This is a genomic window from Psychromarinibacter halotolerans (genome assembly GCF_029168315.1).
GTDB classification, from domain to species: domain Bacteria; phylum Pseudomonadota; class Alphaproteobacteria; order Rhodobacterales; family Rhodobacteraceae; genus Psychromarinibacter; species Psychromarinibacter halotolerans.
The window spans coordinates 133,818-148,784 of the sequence record NZ_JARGYD010000006.1 but is presented as its reverse complement, the minus strand read 5'-3'; the positions used below and the strand labels follow the sequence as shown (position 1 = coordinate 148,784).

Below are 14,967 nucleotides of genomic sequence, written 5' to 3'. Positions count from 1 at the left end.
AGAGGCGCGCGTTTAGGTCCAGATGTCGAGCTTGGGCTGCAGCCCAAACGTCTCGGTCACCGACTTGCCCCCTTCCACATCGGCAAGGCGCGCAAGTTCGCCTTCGAGATGGGCATCCGCAAGGTCCGCGACCCGCTCGGCATCTGCCAGTGGCACAACAACTACGCCATCGCGGTCGCCGACGAGAATATCGCCTGGCGACACCGACTGCCCGCCGCAGGTGACCGGCACATTGATCGCGCCCGGCCCGGTCGATCCAAGGATGCGCAGGCAGCTGCCGCGTGCAAAGGTCGGCGGCGCGTCGGCGATCATGCCTTCGGTGTCGCGCACGGCGCCATCCACGACGATCCCCACTGCGCCCTTTCGGCGGAAGAAATAACCGAGCCGTTCACCGATGACGCAGATGTCTTTCAGCCCGCTCGCAGCAATCACGATGACATCGCCGGGCTGGGTCAGATCAATGGCTTTCTGAACGTATAACGCATCTCCGGGTTTAGCGAGCACGGTCAGTGCCGTGCCGACGAATTTCATCGAATTCTCCAGAGGCTTGATCTCATAGTGCAGCGCACCATGACCGCCCATCGAGTCTACAATCTTCGCCGGCTCATGTTTTGCCAACCGGTCCAGCAACGCTTTCGGCGCCCGCTCGAAATCCCCGATCTGCCCGTGATATATGTGTTTTTCCATGTCCGTCCTGCACTCCCTGGATATCGGATTTGGGTTGTTGCGTATTGGAAATCGCCCGCAACGTCGTTTCTCTAGACGGTGCCGCACGCCGACCGGGCTGTCCAATGCTCAGGCAATGCTTGGATATAACCAAGGGTAATGGACGGCCAGAGCCACCCTATTCCTGAGGGTTATGATGCCCCATCAACTGACAATTGGACTGTGAGGGCGCGCTGTCCCTAGCGTTGGGGGCCAGCCCGGAAGTCGGGCGTCCGGCCCAAGAGAAACCATCAGACAGGGAACCCTTTCATGACACATGCAAGACGCCCAAGTGGCCGGATGAACCGCCGCACGTTGCTGAAATACTCCGGCGGAACCGCATTGACGGCCGCGCTGGCCAGCCCGGCCACCATCGCCCGCGCCGCCGAGACGCTGGTGGTCAACTCGCAGGGCGGCGAGTACCAGGAGATCTTCGAACGCGTCATCGTGCGCCCGTTCGAGGAAAAGTTCGGCGTGACCGTCATCAACGACGCCACCGGCAGCGCCAGTCAGGACCTAGCCAAGATCCGTGCCTCGGGCGGCAGCCCCGGTTTCGACGTCGCCGCCAGCCTGACGCCCCCCGAGATCATCGTCGGCGGACGCGAAGGCCTTCTGGAATCGCTGGACGAGACCAAAGTGCCCAACCTTGCCCATGTCTGGGAAAAGACCCGTGCCTTGGGCGGCGAGTACGGCGCGGTTCACACCGTCCAGTACGCCTCGCTGATCTACAACACCGAGAAAGTCGACGCGCCGACCAGTTGGGCCGACTACTGGACCTCTTGGGAAACCTACGGCGACGAAGTCCGCAACCACCTGATCGGCTTCAATCCGGCGAACCTGCTGTCGATCTTCGCGCTGATCCACGCGGCCGAACTGGGCGGCGGCGGCGTCGAGAATATGGAGCCGGCCTGGGAAATGCTGGCCGCGCAAAAGCCGTACCTAGGCGTCGTCGTAACCGGTTCGTCCGAGGCGGTGCCGCATTTCGAGAATGGCCAAGTCTGGGTGTCGCCCTACTGGAGCGGACGCGCCGCGCTATACATCGATCGGGGCCTGCCGTTCGAGATGGTGCAGCCGAAAGAGGGTGTGCTGGGCCTGCCTGACGTGGCCGCGGTTCCGTCCGGCGCGCAGAACAAGGACCTGGCATACGAGTTCATCAACTTCCGCCTGTCCAAGGAGGTACAGCGCGAATTCTCACTGGCCTATCACGCCGGCCCCGGCCGAAATGACATCGACGACTTTCCGCAGGAATTCCTCGACCGTCAGATCGCGAGCGAGGACAAGATGGCCAACACGATCTTCCCCGACCTTGCGACGATTGGCGAAAAGCGGCGCGACTGGACGTTGCGCTGGCAGGAAGTGATGTCCTGAGGATCCCACCCGCATGTGGCGCATAGACACCAGACGCTCCGGCTCGGCACTGGATATCAGCTTTTGGCTGATCGCCGTGCCGGCGCTCTTTCTGCTGCTGTTCTTCGTTTTGCCGAACGCAGTGATCCTGTCCACCAGTCTCCTGAAATCCCAAGACCAAGTGTTGACCAACGAACTGACCACCGAGAATTTCGAACTGATTCTCGGCAAACCGCATTACCTGCGCGCGATCCTGCGGACTTTCCTCGTCGGAATCGCCGTCGGCCTGATCGTCGCGCTGGTCAGCTTGCCGATCTCGTATTTTCTCGTCCGCACGCGGACACGCTACAAGGGTCTGCTCATCGTTCTGTCGCTGTCACCCCTTCTGGCCAGCGTCGTGGTACGCACATACGGCTGGTACGTGATTCTCGACCGCTTTGGTTTCGTCAACAACGTGCTGATCGACCTCGGCCTCATTGTCGACCGGATCGCCTTCATTCCCAGTACCTGGGGCATCATCCTCGGTTTGTCTCATGCGATGCTGCCCTACGGCATCCTGACCAACATCGCAGCGCTCAGCTCGATCAATCCCAACCTTGAATCCGCCGCGATGAGCCTTGGCGCCAGCCGCACCCGAACGCTGCGCGACATCCTTCTGCCACTGGTGAGGCCGGGGCTGGTGGCGTCGTTCCTGCTGGCCTTCTCGATCTCGATCAGTGCCTACGCGACACCCGCGATCCTGGGCGGCTACGCCTCGCAGACTATCGCGACGCTGATTTACACCTTCATCATGCAGGTCCTCGACTGGTCGCTGGGGGCTGCGCTGGCCGCAATCCTTGTCATTGCGACCGTCGCGATTCTGCTGCTATCCGCCCGTTTCGGCGGCAAGAGGAACGACCTGTGACCCGAATTGCCCCCTGGACCTGGCTCAAGCTCTTCGTGGCGCTGTCCTATTTCTTCATGCTGATGCCGATCCTCGTGACCGTCTCGGTCTCATTCAACGAAGGCTCGCAATCGGCCTTTCCACCGCAGGGCTTTTCCCTGCGGTGGTGGCAAGAGGCTTTTTCGGATAAATGGCTGATGGCCATCGTGTTCAGCCTCAAGCTGTCGACCGTGTCCGCAATCCTCAGCACGGCGATGGCTCTGCCGCTTGCGTTCGGGCTAGTGCGCCGCGAGTTTCCGGGCAAACGGATCGTCGTGCTGATCGTGCTGGGCCCGCTGCTATTGCCGACGCTGGTGACAGGCATCGGCCTGTTGCAGCTGTTTCACTGGGCCGGAGTTTTCCACTCGATCGGGTTCGGCGCGCTGCTGATCGGGCATATCGTGATCTGCCTGCCGTTCTCTGTCCGCACCATTGCGGTCAGCCTCAACGGCCTTTCGGCCAATCTCGAGGCGGCTGCGGCAAGCCTTGGGGCGACACGGGGGCGGATCTTGATCGACGTGATCCTACCGCTGATCCGAAACGGGCTGGTGGCGGGCGCGCTGTTCTCCTTCATCCACTCCTTCACCGACGTGAACCTGTCGCTATTTCTTGCCGGTCCGGCCACCAGCCCGATCACGGTCAAGATCCTCGGCTTCCTGGAATTCGGCTTTGCCCCGACCCTGGCGGCCCTGTCGACAATCTCGCTCTTGATCCCGCTGGTAGGCTTCGCGCTGGTCCAGCGGTTCGCCCAACTCGGAGAGTTCGTCTATGAACAACGCTGATCCCTCGACCGCTCTGACGCTGCGCTCGATTTCGAAACTCTACGACGGGCAGGCCGCCATCGCGTCCATGAATCTCGATGTGGCGACCGGAGAATTCGTCACGCTGCTGGGACCATCCGGCTGCGGCAAATCCACCACGCTGGGCGTGATCGCCGGCTTCCTCGAGCCCGACAAGGGCGAGGTGTCGCTGTACGGCAGGCCGCTGGTCGGCCAGCCCCCCTTTCGCCGCGATATCGGCGTCGTTTTCCAGGACTACGCGATCTTTCCGCACATGACGGTGGCGCAGAACGTGGGCTATGGCCTGAAGGTCCGCAAGGTGCCGGCGAAAGAGATCGACGCACGCGTCGAAGAGATGCTGGCGATGGTGCGGCTGGACGGTCTGGGCCACCGCATGCCGCAGGCCCTGAGCGGCGGCCAGCGGCAGCGCGTCGCTCTTGCACGCGCGCTGGCATTCAAGCCCAAGTTCCTGCTGCTGGACGAGCCGCTGTCGAACCTCGACCTGAAGCTGCGTGAAGAGATGCGCTCGGAAATCGTGCGGCTGCAGCGTGAGATGGGAATCGCGACGATCTTCGTCACCCATGACCAGTCAGAGGCGCTGGTGATGTCCGACCGGATCGCCGTGATGCAGAAAGGTAAGGTCGAACAGATCGGCAGTCCCCAGAACATCTACCGCGAGCCGGCCAACCGCTTTGTCGCCGAGTTCATTGGGTCGATGAACCTAATCGAGGGCCGGGTGCTGGAAAGCACCGCGCAGGACTGCGTGGCCGAGATCGCCGGTGGAACAATTCGCGCCCGGGCCCGGCGCAAGTTCGAAGTTGGAGAGCGTATGCTGATCGCTGTCCGCCCCGAGAAATGCCAGGTTGGGGCGACCTCGCAGTCGCCGGGCGTCAACGTGATCGCGGCAACCGTCGCGCGGAAGGAATACCTCGGCGGGCATTTCGAGGTGGCCTTCACCGTGCCGGGCGGAAGCGAGTTCCTGGCGCACATGGGCGAGGCCGGTTTGAACGACGCGGCACCGGGCACGAAGCTAACCCTGACCTTTCCCGTGGACGCGACACTGGCCCTGCCCGCCTAGGGCGCGCTAAGCACCCCGCGTGCGACCTTGAGAAACTCTTGCGCCAGCCGTGACAACGGCTGGCCGCGCGGCATCAGGGTCTTGGCCGGGATCGCGATCGTCGGCTGGAAAGGGCGCACCTCCACGTCGGGAAAGATCCGGTCCATGCGCGAGAAATCGTCCACCAACGCCACGCCGACCCCGCCGGCCACCATCGACCACGCGGTCGAGATCCAAGCCACGTCGATCACCGGATTGTAGCGGCAGCGCGCAGCCGTGAAGACGGAATCGATGATCGGTCGCAAAGCCTGCCCGTGCGAATAGCCGACCATGTCGCACTCATGCAGTTCCAGCGGCGTTATCACCTCCTTGCCGGACAACTTGTGCCCAGGCGGCAGCAGGCAGACCATGCTGCCCTCACACAGCGGCTCGGTCGCGACGTTCGCATGTTCGTCAGCCAGGAATGCAAAGCCGATCTCGGAGCGCCCCGTGGCGATGCTTTGCACCACGGCGCGTTTCGGGCGCACGTCAAACGTGATCTTCACACCCGGATGATCCCGGGTGAAGGCCGCCACCGCCTGTGGCAGCGCCACCTGCCCGAAGGTCGGGATCGAAGCGATCCGAAGTGCGCCGGTCCGCACCGACCTGACATCATCCAGGCTTTGCTCGACTGCCCGAACCTCGTCGAATACGCGTTCCACGTCCGGAAACAGGGCAATCGCCTCGTCCGTGGGGATCAACCGGCCCTTGATGCGGTGAAACAGCGGAAATTTCAGCTGGTCCTCGGTATGACGCAAGACCTTGGTTACCGCCGGCTGGGTCCGGTTTAGATACTTGGCGGCGGCCGTCACCGATCCACGCAGCATCACCGCGTAGAAGACCTCCATCTGCCTGAAGTTCATCTTTTTTCCACCATGGCGCTGCTTTCAGGGAAAAGCGTAGCAGGCACCGTGGCGGCTCGCCAGAGAGACCATTCGGCAAGTGGAAGGAGCTATAACCTGCCCCCAAGGCTTGGCAATTCGTCCGGCGTGAACAAATCTGCCTCGCTTAGTCCGCACAGGCCGAGGACCTCGTCGAACCCGGCAAACAGCGACTTCGGGTCGGTTGCCTGCGGCACCAGCCCTTGCGCATACTGTTCAGCGCAGATCGTCTTCAACATCCTGCGATGGCCGGCCGAGTGCTGTCCGAACGGGGGAGTATCATCGGCGAAGCGGCCCGCCATGTTGTCCAGGTCGGCCATGGACCACGGGCTTGCCTCGGCGAACCGGCGAGCCTTCAGCCACCAGACCTCCCACGACTTGCGCAGCGCAACGCAGGTGGCGACGACGATGTCGGGGTTCTCCATGGCGTAGCTGCGTCGGAAAGCCATGATGTGAAACGCCGGGTACACCCCGCACCGGTCGTGATAGGCGGCCTCGACTGCCGGGTAATTCAATACAAGTCGTCGAATAGGCCCGTCGGGGGTGAACACGCAGGGCGGCGCGAACGCAGTCGTAATAGCATCCACCCGGCCTTCCAGCAGGGCCTGCATCAGAGTGTCCCCGTCTTCCAACCGCGTCGCGTCGGCCGGCGGCACGAGATCGCCGGAGTACAGAGGCCGCGACGCGGTGTGCGCATCGAACTGTCCGACGATCCATTCGACATCATCCATCCCGACACCTGCGTCGCGTAAGGCTGCCCGCGCCCACAAAGTCCCGCTGTCTGACCAAGAGTTCGTTGCCAGACGCCGGCCGCACAGCTGCGACAATTCGGTCAGGTCACTGTCACGACGGACGAAAAAATTCCTATGCCGGAAACCCCGAAGAACATACGCGGGAATACCCAGAAGGTCTTCCTCACTCCGCCCACGCGCCAGCACGTAGCGATTAAAAGACACCTCCGCGACATCGACATCCTCGGGCATCCGGATAGACAACGGCGCCTTCCAGTCAACCTCGAGTTCGGCCCCGTCAACCGGCACGTCCCCCATAAGAAGTGGCGTGAATTGGTCATAGGGCCGCAGAAGCATACGAAGTCTTCGCGTTCTCCCCGCTGGGCTCGAAATCATGTTTTTACCTTCTACCGGGAACGCCGTTGGCCGCCGGGCGGCCTCGGTTTTCGCATGCCCTAAAGGTACGCATCACCCCGTCAAGACGTCCAATGACTATCTGTGCCCAGACCATACCCACAGGTAATACCATCGCCATGCGCGTTCCTACCTGCGAACTGCGCCTGACTTGCGTGGCCAGGACCTCGGTGGTGTCAGACGAATGCGAACTCGTCTATGCAAGGACAGGATGGCTGTCCCTTATGCTGCGCAGAGATCGCGCCACTCGGCCAGAGCAGCGGCGCGGTTCTTCTTGAAATTGGCGCTGGAGGAGAAGCTGAGCTTCGAATTGAAATGGTTGCTGACCGAGGCGTGAACGGATGCGAATTTCTGCAAACTTCGCATGCGCCGGAAGCGCAGCATCGCCCGTTCTCTTCGTCGGAATGGTAGGTGGGAGTTTTCCGCGCGATTATTCAGCCAACGACCTGTCTCCTGGCGATCGACGGCACCGATTTCCTTCAGCGCCGCGCCATAGGACCTGAGCCGATCGGTCACAAGGGTGTCTGGCCGACCATAGCGCTTCATTGATTTCTTTAGAAATTTCAAGGCCGCTTTCTTATCGCGTGTCTTAGTGACAAAGCTCTCAAGGACTTCGCCCTCATGATCGACCGCCCGCCACAGATAGTGACGCTCTCCGTTGATCTTCACGAACATCTCGTCGAGATGCCAGCGCCAGCGACTGGACCGCATGCCGACGACCCGACGCTTCCGGACCTCGGAAGAAAACATCGGGCCGAACCTTTGCCACCAGAACCGAACGGTTTCATGGCTGATCTCAATGCCGCGCTCGTGCATCAGATCTTCGACGTTCCTAAGCGAGAGCGGAAACCGGACGTACATCATGACCGCCAGGCGGATGATCTAGGGGCTGGTCTTGAAGTACTTGAAAGACGAGTGTGTGGTCATTCCAGCAGACTCTCTATCGCCCTGCCCCACCTCAAGCCGTGTTCTTTTGACAGGACCAATGAAAGGATTGTCTGTGGCGGAGAGACAGGGATTCGAACCCTGGAGACGGTTTCCCGCCTACACACTTTCCAGGCGTGCGCCTTCGACCACTCGGCCACCTCTCCGTGCCGCGCTGTTTATCCGGGGGGGAGGGCCGGTTGCAAGGGCGAAAACGGGGCTTCGGGCCTTTGCGGGGCAAGAAATATGAGGGGCGGTCACAGTCCGCCCAACCCTAGCGCCCGTCCCTAGGGCCTGTCGGTCAGGCCTGGTCGCCGTCGGGGCCCGCGTCGTCCACGGTGTCCTCTCCGCGCATGTCCGACGTGCTGCCGGACGAGGATGCGGCGGCATCGTCCGTCGGCGGCTCGGGGGCGGCCTCTTCGGTGGCGACCTGCGCCTTGCCCAGCCGCATGGCCTCGGGGTTGCGGATCCAGATGTCCTGCTGCGCAAACGGGATCTCGATGCCCTCGGCGGCGAAGCGTTCGGCGATCTGGTGCCGGATCTCGGTGCGCACCGGCAGACCATAGGCGATGTCGCGCAGCACCATACGCATCTGGAAGTCGAGGCTCGACGCGCCGAATTCCAGAAAGTCCACCTCCGGCTCGGGGTCCAGCGCGACCAGCGGGTGGTTCATCGCGATTTCCAGCAGGATCTTCTCGACCTTGCGGGTGTCGGTGCCATAGGCAACGCCGACGGTGACGATGATCCGCCCGACGCTGCTGCCGCGGGTCCAGTTCTTGACCGCGCCCGAGATGAAGTCGGCGTTCGGGACGATCACGTCGTTCTTGTCGAAGGTCTCGATCCGGGTCGAACGCACCGAGATGTCCTTGACGATGCCCATGTGGCCGCCGACCTCGATCCAGTCGCCTTCTGCCACCGGGCGTTCGACCAGAAGGATCAGCCCCGAGATGAAGTTCGACACGATGTTCTGCATGCCGAAGCCGATGCCGACCGACAGCGCCCCCGCCACGAAGGCCAGCGCGGACAGGTCGATCCCGGCGGTGGTGATGGCGATCACCGCGCCCAACCCGATCCCGAGATAGCCGATGCCGGACACGATGGCGTTCTGACCGCCCGGGTCGATCCCGGTCTTGGGAAGGATCGTCGACTTCAGCGCGCTCTGGAACAGGCGCGTCCCGGCGAACAGCACCACGAAGACCAGAAGGAACGTCAGAAAGACCGAGGGCGAGATCTGCGCATCGCCGACCGAGAAACCCGCGTTGAACTGGGCCCAGACTTCCAACAGGTCGGACGGGCGGGCGCCCCAGATCAGCGCGAAGACCGGCAGGGACGCGATGACAAGGCCGAAGCTGATCAGGCTGGGCGTCAGCGCCTGCCCCGCCTCTTCCGAGCTTTTGCGGGTGATCAGGCCGTACAGCTCGACCACGATGTCGTGCAGAATGCGCAGCAGCGCGAGGACGGCCAGCGACGAGACGGTGGGCACCATCGCGAAGATCGCCGCGTTAAGGTACCCCACCAGCGCCAGCGCCGGGCCGACGACCGCCAAGACCACCAGCGCCTGCCCCACCAGCCGCTGCCCCCGCTGGGCGAAGGTCACGTCAAGCTCGTCATTCGCCTCGGACAGCGAGACGCTGCGCATCAGGATGCGGCCGATGCGCAGGAACACGAAGCCGAAGGCGACCAGAAGCGGGAAATACAGGACCGCGCGGGTTCCTTCGCTGTAGCTGTCGACCCCGACCAGCGCGGACAGGATGTACCGCAACCCCACCAGCACCCCCAGAAGGATGGCGTGGAACCGCATTTCGCCCGCGTATTCGAAGGTGGCGGCCAGCGGGCGCGGCGCGTCCTCGTGCAGCGGATACAGGCGCAGCCCGATCCACCACGCGATGAAGGTCGCCATGCCAAGGCCGGACAGGGCCGAAATGAAGGTGGTTCCCCGCACGCCGAACAGCCCGGTCGAGATCAGTGCGGCCAGCAGCAGCAGGATGCCCAGCACCGGCACCACCACCTGAAACAGCGAGGTGATGAAGCCCGCCAGCCAGCGCGCGCGGCCGCGCGACCGGTTCAGGACGGCCTGCGTCAGCCAGACCATCGCGCGGCGTCCGCGCAGCAGCAGCACCGCGGCGATCACGATGTAGACCACCGTGAACGGAAGCTGGGTGCGGAACGTCTCGCGCGTGATGTCAGAGTTCCACTGGGCCCGGGTCTCGATCGCCATTTCCCGGAAGCTTTCGGCGAAGTCCGCAAGCGCGTCGGGCCACAGCGCGGGGATCGCCGGGGACGGGCCGATCTGCATCAGTTCGCCGGCCTGCCGGGTGCGCACCAGCGTGTCGATCTGGCGCACGATCGCCTCTGCCCTGCGGAACGCCGCCTCGGCGGTCCGGCCGGGCACTTCGGCGTTGGCAAGATCCTCTGTCAGTTCGGCACGGCGTGCGGCGATCTCGTCGGCCTCGGTCTCGCCCTCTTCGGGGGCCGGGCCAAGCGCGTCCAGCTGATCGCGCAGCGACTCGATCGCGGCGGCGTTCGTGTCCTGCGCTTCAAGGAATCGCTGCCGCCACCCCACGACCTCGGCGCGCAGGTCTTCCAGCGCCTCGGTCGACGCTTCGCCCGAATCCAGCGCCGCCTCGGCGCGCAGGGCGACGTCGTGCCAAGCGTCGTAGTCTATGGCCTGCTGCGCCGCCGCCGGGCCGGATCCGGGGATCCAGCCGGGCCGCCATTCCACCGGCGCCAGTGTTCCCAGCGCCAGGGCCAGGATCAGCAGCAGGCGCGGCAGGAAGGTCATGCGTCCTCGTAGACTTCCGGAAGATCGCGCGGCGCGGCGTCCAGCCATTCCGGCACGGGAAGGTTCTTTTCCTTCAGGAAAGACGGGTTGAACAGCTTCGACTGATACCGCGAGCCATAGTCGCACAGGATCGTCACGATGGTGTGTCCCGGCCCCAGTTCACGCGCAAGCCGCACGGCGCCCGCCATGTTGACGGCGGTGGACCCGCCCATCACCAGACCTTCGTCGCGCAGCAGGTCGAAGACGTAAGGCAGCGCCTCGTCATCGCTGATCTGGTACGAGAAATCGGGCGCGAACCCTTCGAGGTTGGCGGTGATCCGCCCCTGCCCGATCCCTTCGGTGATCGAGCTGCCCTCGGACTTGAATTCGCCGGTGGTGTAGAAGCTGTGCAGCGCGGCGCCCATCGGGTCCGCAAGCGCCACCTTCACCCCCTTGGGCTGAAGCACCTCGGCCACGCCAGCGAGCGTCCCGCCCGAACCGACGGCCGCGACGAAGCCGTCGACCTTGCCGCCGGTCTGTTCCCAGATCTCGGGGCCGGTCGTTTCGACATGGGCGCGGCGGTTCGCCGTGTTGTCGAACTGCTGCGCCCAGATGGCGCCGCCGGGTTCGGTCTGCGCCAGCTTCTCGGCCAGCCGGCCCGAATATTTCACGTAGTTGTTGGGGTTCTTGTAGGGAACCGCCGGGACCTGAACCAGCTCGGCGCCAGCCAAACGGATCATGTCCTTCTTTTCCTGACTTTGGGTCTCGGGGATGACGATGACCGTCTTGAACCCCATCGCCGCACCCACCAGTGCAAGACCGATGCCGGTGTTGCCCGCTGTGCCTTCCACGATGGTGCCGCCGGGGGCCAGTTTGCCGCGTTCGATCGCGTCCTTGATGATGTACAGCGCGGCGCGGTCCTTCACCGACTGGCCGGGGTTCATGAACTCCGCCTTGCCGTAGATGTCGCAGCCGGTCGCTTCCGAGATCGCATTGAGCCGGATCAGCGGCGTGTTCCCCACGGCCTCCGGCAGGTCCTTGCAAATCCGCATCGCGCGCCTCCCTCGCTCTGTTCTCGATCAGTCCTCGATCAGAACTGATCCTGTAGTTGGCGCGGCCCCGGAACTCAAGCGTCGCGGCGCAAGCGGTCGCGGTTCGCCGCCAGCCAGTGCGCGGTCAGGATCAGCGGCCCGTTCTCTGCCTCGCCGCCCGAGACGAACGCCATCAGGTCGTCGAAGGACAGGATGACCCCGCGAATATCCTCGGCTTCCTCGTCCAGCCCGCCCATCACGGCGGCGCTGTCGGGCAGATCGGCGATGCCGACGAAGGACCACAGGTATTCGGTCACCGCGCCGGGCGACGGGTAATACCGCGCCACCTGCTCTAGCGCGCCAAGGGTCAGCCCCGCCTCTTCCTGCGCCTCGCGGCGCGCGGTTTCTTCCGGGTCGCCGCCCGCGTCGATGCGGCCAGCGACGGGTTCAAGGCTCCAGGGATAGCGGTCGCCCCGCGACAGGGGGCCGAACCGGAACTGCTCCACCAGCAGCACGCGGTCGCGCACCGGGTCGTAGGGCAGCACCGTCACCGCGTCGCTCATCACAAAGGCGGCACGGGTGACGGTTTCGCTGAGACTGCCGTCGAAGCGACGGAACTGCAGGTCGGTTTCCTCGACCTGAAAGAAATGGGTGTAGGGCCGCCTGCGCTCGACGATCTCGACGTCGGCGTCGGTGCCGCCTTTGCGCAGGACCGGCGGCGTGCTGTCCCGCCGTGCGCGGGCATGGCTGTCGGCGCGCGACAGTGCCATGTCCAGCATCATTCGGACCGATGCCGGGTTCGCATGGCCGAACCGGCCCATCACGTCGCCCGCCAGCCGAAGCGCCGCGTCGCCCGCCTTGGCGATCCAGTCGTCCAGCGCCCAGTGTCCCGGACGGGTGTCCGGTTCGTCCGGGACCAGCATCCGCGCCGCGCGCGCGGTGCCCGCGACTTCGATGTCCAGTTCGTGCCAACGCAGGCCGAAGACCTCGGCGCAGAAGGAAAGCCGCGCAAGGGACGGCCCGGGCAGCGTGTCGAAGGCGATGCCACGAAGCCCCTCGCCCTCGGGGTCGTCCTGCACCGGGGCAACGACCGGATGAACGCCGCCGACGCAGGGCGCGCCGCGCCACCCCGGCGCCACCGCCGGCTGCGCGGTCGGCGTGTCTTCGACACCCAGCACGCGGTGCATCAGCGGCGTGAACCGCAGCGGGCCGTAAAGGAATATGGTCATCGCGTCAGGGCCAGCGCCGCTTGACGATCTCGGCGATCAGCCCAAGACCGATCCCGCCCACCAGAAGCGTCGCCCAGATCTCGGTCGGCTGAAGATAGACGAAATAGTCGATGGCAATCGCCACCTGATCCTTCAGCGCCTCGGTCGGGCCGCCATAGGACATCCGCATCGAGCGCCGGATCATCTCGTACCCCGAGAAGATCAGCAGGCCCCAGAACACAAGGATGCCGGCGGCGCCCAGCCCGAAGGCGATGGCGCTGTTCCACCCTGCCCCGGCGTGACGCCCCAAAAACCGCCACCCGGTCAGGAAACCGATGGCCGCCAGAATTTCCCGAAAGCGGCCGATGCGCTGTTCGTCGGGGAAGTAAGGAATGATCATGTGACCAAGCCACCACGCAAGCGCGGCAAGCAGGATGGCAGAAACGAGTTTCGTGGCGGTGGGCATGGGGGGCCTTCACAGCGGACGTTCGCCGCGCAGTCTCCGCCGCGCGCCACGCTCGGGCAAGCAGCCGCCGCGATTTTCGCGTCAGGCTGTTCCAGCACGGACACAACCGGCGGCCCGTAAGGGGCCGATACCCGCCGCCGTCGGGGTGTTTCCGGCCCCGGTGAGGGGAAAGATCTGTCGTCAATACGGAAACAATTCCATCCATGTAGGGTTTTTGTACCGCTCGACTGTCAGAAATCCCGGTTCTCATAGGCGTCCAGCGCCCGTTTGCGGCCCTCGTCCAGCGTGACGACGGGGTCGGGATAATCCCGCCCGGTGTCCAGCGACCAGCTTTCCGGCACCGCCGCGAAATAGTCGGTGGCGGTCTCCGGCGGGTTCGACTGGCCCTCGGCGATCCATGCCTTGCGGTACTGGCCCTTGGGGTCGAACTTCTCGGCCTGCGTGTCTGGATTGAAGACGCGGAAATAGGGCGTGGCATCGGGCCCGGACCCCGCCGTCCACTGCCAGCCCAGCGCGTTGGACGCCGGGTCCCAGTCGATCAGGCAATCCTCGAACCACGCCTGACCGATCCGCCAGTGGCACATCAGGTGCTTGGTCAGGTAGCTGGCCACGATCATCCGGGCGCGGTTGTGCATCGTGCCGGTCACGTACATCTCGCGCATCGCGGCATCCACGAAGGCGACGCCGGTGCGGCCCCGTTTCCACGCGATCACCTCGGATTTGCGCTCGTCCTCGTTCCACGGAAAGCTGCGCCATTCCTCGCGCCAGTTGTCGGACACGATATGCGGCGTGTGATGCAGCAGGTGATACGCGAACTCGCGCCAGACCAGTTCCTTCAGCCACGTCTCGGCTCCGGCCTTGCCCTCTTCGCGGGCGCGCATCCCGGCGTGCCAGCAAATGCGCGGGCTGATCTCGCCATAGGTCAAAGGCTCGGACATGCGCGAACAGCCGTCCTCGGCCACCATGTTGCGCCCGTCGCCATAGCCTTCGATGCCGTTGGCGATGAACGCCCCCAGCCGGCCGCGCGCGGCCTCTTCCCCGACCGAGACGTGTTTGCCCACGATCGCAGCCCCCCGGCGCATCGCCGCGTCCATCTGCCAGTCGTCCAGCGTGTCGCTGTCGGGCCAGTCCGAGGGCGCCTTCAGGTCCGACACCGCCGTCTGGGGCGCGTCGATGTCGGTCCCCTTCACCGCGTTCCAGAATGGGGTGTAGACCTTGTAGAAACCGCCGGTCTTCGTCTCGACCGTCCACGGTTCGAACAGCAGATGCCCCGCGAAGCTTTGCACGTCGAGCCCGTCGTCCTTCAGCGCGGCCTTGACCTTGGTGTCGCGATCCTTGCTGTCGGGATCGTAAGCGCGCTGCCAGTACACCGCCCCGGCGCCGGTCTCTTTCACCAGCGCCTGAAGGCACTCCAGCGCCTTGCCCCGCCGCAGGATCAACCGCGAACCGATGCCCTCCAGCGCGTCGCCAAACGCCTCGACGCCCAGCCCAAAGCGGAACTTGGCCGCCGCCCCCAGCCGGTCGACGACCTCGTCCAGCACGAACACGGGGATCACCGGCCGCCCGCTGTCGGCGGCGGCGGTCAGGGCGGCGTGGTCGGACAGGCGCAGGTCGCGCCGGATCCAGACGATGACGGGTGACGTGTCGCTCAAGCTATCCTCCCGGGGCGGCGGTCTGTTGACCGTGATCTAGCGCCCCTGCC

13 protein-coding genes and 1 tRNA gene are annotated in these 14,967 nt (G+C 64.5%); 4 read left to right on the top strand and 10 right to left on the bottom strand.

Going from position 1 to position 14,967, the window contains the following annotated elements; translation table 11 throughout:
* Positions 1 to 12: 12 nt before the first annotated feature.
* Positions 13 to 687 carry an RraA family protein gene (locus P1K30_RS15965; protein ID WP_275633759.1) on the bottom strand — a complete coding sequence of 225 codons (675 nt, stop codon included), beginning with the start codon at positions 685 to 687 and terminating at the stop codon, positions 13 to 15.
* Positions 688 to 1,005: 318 nt separating this feature from the next.
* Between P1K30_RS15965 and P1K30_RS15960 the strand changes: the two genes are divergently transcribed.
* The 4 genes from P1K30_RS15960 to P1K30_RS15945 are packed head-to-tail and all read left to right on the top strand — an operon-like array spanning position 1,006 to position 4,831.
* Positions 1,006 to 2,073, top strand: a complete 1,068-nt coding sequence (locus P1K30_RS15960) for an extracellular solute-binding protein (RefSeq protein ID WP_275633758.1) — start codon at positions 1,006 to 1,008, stop codon at positions 2,071 to 2,073.
* Between the two features lie 13 nt (positions 2,074 to 2,086).
* Positions 2,087 to 2,956 (top strand): ABC transporter permease, encoded by an 870-nt coding sequence (locus tag P1K30_RS15955; RefSeq protein WP_275633757.1) that lies wholly within the window; start codon positions 2,087 to 2,089, stop codon positions 2,954 to 2,956.
* Complete coding sequence (locus P1K30_RS15950) at positions 2,953 to 3,756, top strand: ABC transporter permease (protein ID WP_275633756.1); 804 nt, start codon at positions 2,953 to 2,955, stop codon at positions 3,754 to 3,756. The genes P1K30_RS15955 and P1K30_RS15950 overlap by 4 nt, the downstream gene beginning before the upstream one ends.
* Positions 3,743 to 4,831 carry an ABC transporter ATP-binding protein gene (locus P1K30_RS15945; protein WP_275633755.1) on the top strand — a complete coding sequence of 363 codons (1,089 nt, stop codon included), beginning with the start codon at positions 3,743 to 3,745 and terminating at the stop codon, positions 4,829 to 4,831. The genes P1K30_RS15950 and P1K30_RS15945 overlap by 14 nt, the downstream gene beginning before the upstream one ends.
* Here P1K30_RS15945 and P1K30_RS15940 read toward each other — a convergent pair.
* The 9 genes from P1K30_RS15940 to P1K30_RS15900 form a co-directional block, all read right to left on the bottom strand.
* The gene (locus tag P1K30_RS15940; protein WP_275633754.1) at positions 4,828 to 5,697 is read right to left on the bottom strand and encodes a LysR family transcriptional regulator; all 870 of its coding nucleotides are present in this window, start codon (positions 5,695 to 5,697) and stop codon (positions 4,828 to 4,830) included. The genes P1K30_RS15945 and P1K30_RS15940 overlap by 4 nt on opposite strands.
* 104 nt (positions 5,698 to 5,801) lie before the next feature.
* Positions 5,802 to 6,779 (bottom strand): substrate-binding domain-containing protein, encoded by a 978-nt coding sequence (locus tag P1K30_RS15935; RefSeq protein WP_275633753.1) that lies wholly within the window; start codon positions 6,777 to 6,779, stop codon positions 5,802 to 5,804.
* A gap of 318 nt (positions 6,780 to 7,097) precedes the next feature.
* Positions 7,098 to 7,757, bottom strand: coding sequence for an IS6 family transposase (locus tag P1K30_RS15930; protein WP_275633903.1), 660 nt, complete (start codon positions 7,755 to 7,757; stop codon positions 7,098 to 7,100).
* Between the two features lie 119 nt (positions 7,758 to 7,876).
* A tRNA-Ser gene (locus P1K30_RS15925) sits at positions 7,877 to 7,966 on the bottom strand.
* Between the two features lie 134 nt (positions 7,967 to 8,100).
* Positions 8,101 to 10,581: a DUF3772 domain-containing protein gene (locus P1K30_RS15920; RefSeq protein WP_275633752.1), complete on the bottom strand. Its 2,481-nt coding sequence runs from the start codon at positions 10,579 to 10,581 to the stop codon at positions 8,101 to 8,103.
* Positions 10,578 to 11,612: a cysteine synthase A gene (locus tag P1K30_RS15915; protein ID WP_275633751.1), complete on the bottom strand. Its 1,035-nt coding sequence runs from the start codon at positions 11,610 to 11,612 to the stop codon at positions 10,578 to 10,580. The genes P1K30_RS15920 and P1K30_RS15915 overlap by 4 nt, the downstream gene beginning before the upstream one ends.
* 74 nt (positions 11,613 to 11,686) lie before the next feature.
* Positions 11,687 to 12,820, bottom strand: a complete 1,134-nt coding sequence (locus P1K30_RS15910; RefSeq protein ID WP_275633750.1) for an NUDIX domain-containing protein — start codon at positions 12,818 to 12,820, stop codon at positions 11,687 to 11,689.
* 4 nt (positions 12,821 to 12,824) lie between these two features.
* Complete coding sequence (locus P1K30_RS15905; protein ID WP_275633749.1) at positions 12,825 to 13,265, bottom strand: TrgA family protein; 441 nt, start codon at positions 13,263 to 13,265, stop codon at positions 12,825 to 12,827.
* A 230-nt stretch (positions 13,266 to 13,495) separates the two neighbouring features.
* On the bottom strand, positions 13,496 to 14,917 hold the full coding sequence (locus P1K30_RS15900) for a cryptochrome/photolyase family protein (RefSeq protein ID WP_275633748.1): 1,422 nt from the start codon (positions 14,915 to 14,917) through the stop codon (positions 13,496 to 13,498).
* Positions 14,918 to 14,967: the final 50 nt, after the last annotated feature.

What these genes read in the sequence shown, in the direction of transcription:
- P1K30_RS15965 (WP_275633759.1), bottom strand. Translation starts at nt 687, where the DNA reads ATGGAAAAACACATATATCACGGGCAGATCGGGGATTTCGAGCGGGCG.
- P1K30_RS15960 (WP_275633758.1), top strand. Translation starts at nt 1,006, where the DNA reads ATGAACCGCCGCACGTTGCTGAAATACTCCGGCGGAACCGCATTGACG.
- P1K30_RS15955 (WP_275633757.1), top strand. Translation starts at nt 2,087, where the DNA reads ATGTGGCGCATAGACACCAGACGCTCCGGCTCGGCACTGGATATCAGC.
- P1K30_RS15945 (WP_275633755.1), top strand. Translation starts at nt 3,743, where the DNA reads ATGAACAACGCTGATCCCTCGACCGCTCTGACGCTGCGCTCGATTTCG.
- P1K30_RS15940 (WP_275633754.1), bottom strand. Translation starts at nt 5,697, where the DNA reads ATGGAGGTCTTCTACGCGGTGATGCTGCGTGGATCGGTGACGGCCGCC.
- P1K30_RS15935 (WP_275633753.1), bottom strand. Translation starts at nt 6,779, where the DNA reads ATGGGGGACGTGCCGGTTGACGGGGCCGAACTCGAGGTTGACTGGAAG.
- P1K30_RS15920 (WP_275633752.1), bottom strand. Translation starts at nt 10,581, where the DNA reads ATGACCTTCCTGCCGCGCCTGCTGCTGATCCTGGCCCTGGCGCTGGGA.
- P1K30_RS15915 (WP_275633751.1), bottom strand. Translation starts at nt 11,612, where the DNA reads ATGCGGATTTGCAAGGACCTGCCGGAGGCCGTGGGGAACACGCCGCTG.
- P1K30_RS15910 (WP_275633750.1), bottom strand. Translation starts at nt 12,820, where the DNA reads ATGACCATATTCCTTTACGGCCCGCTGCGGTTCACGCCGCTGATGCAC.
- P1K30_RS15905 (WP_275633749.1), bottom strand. Translation starts at nt 13,265, where the DNA reads ATGCCCACCGCCACGAAACTCGTTTCTGCCATCCTGCTTGCCGCGCTT.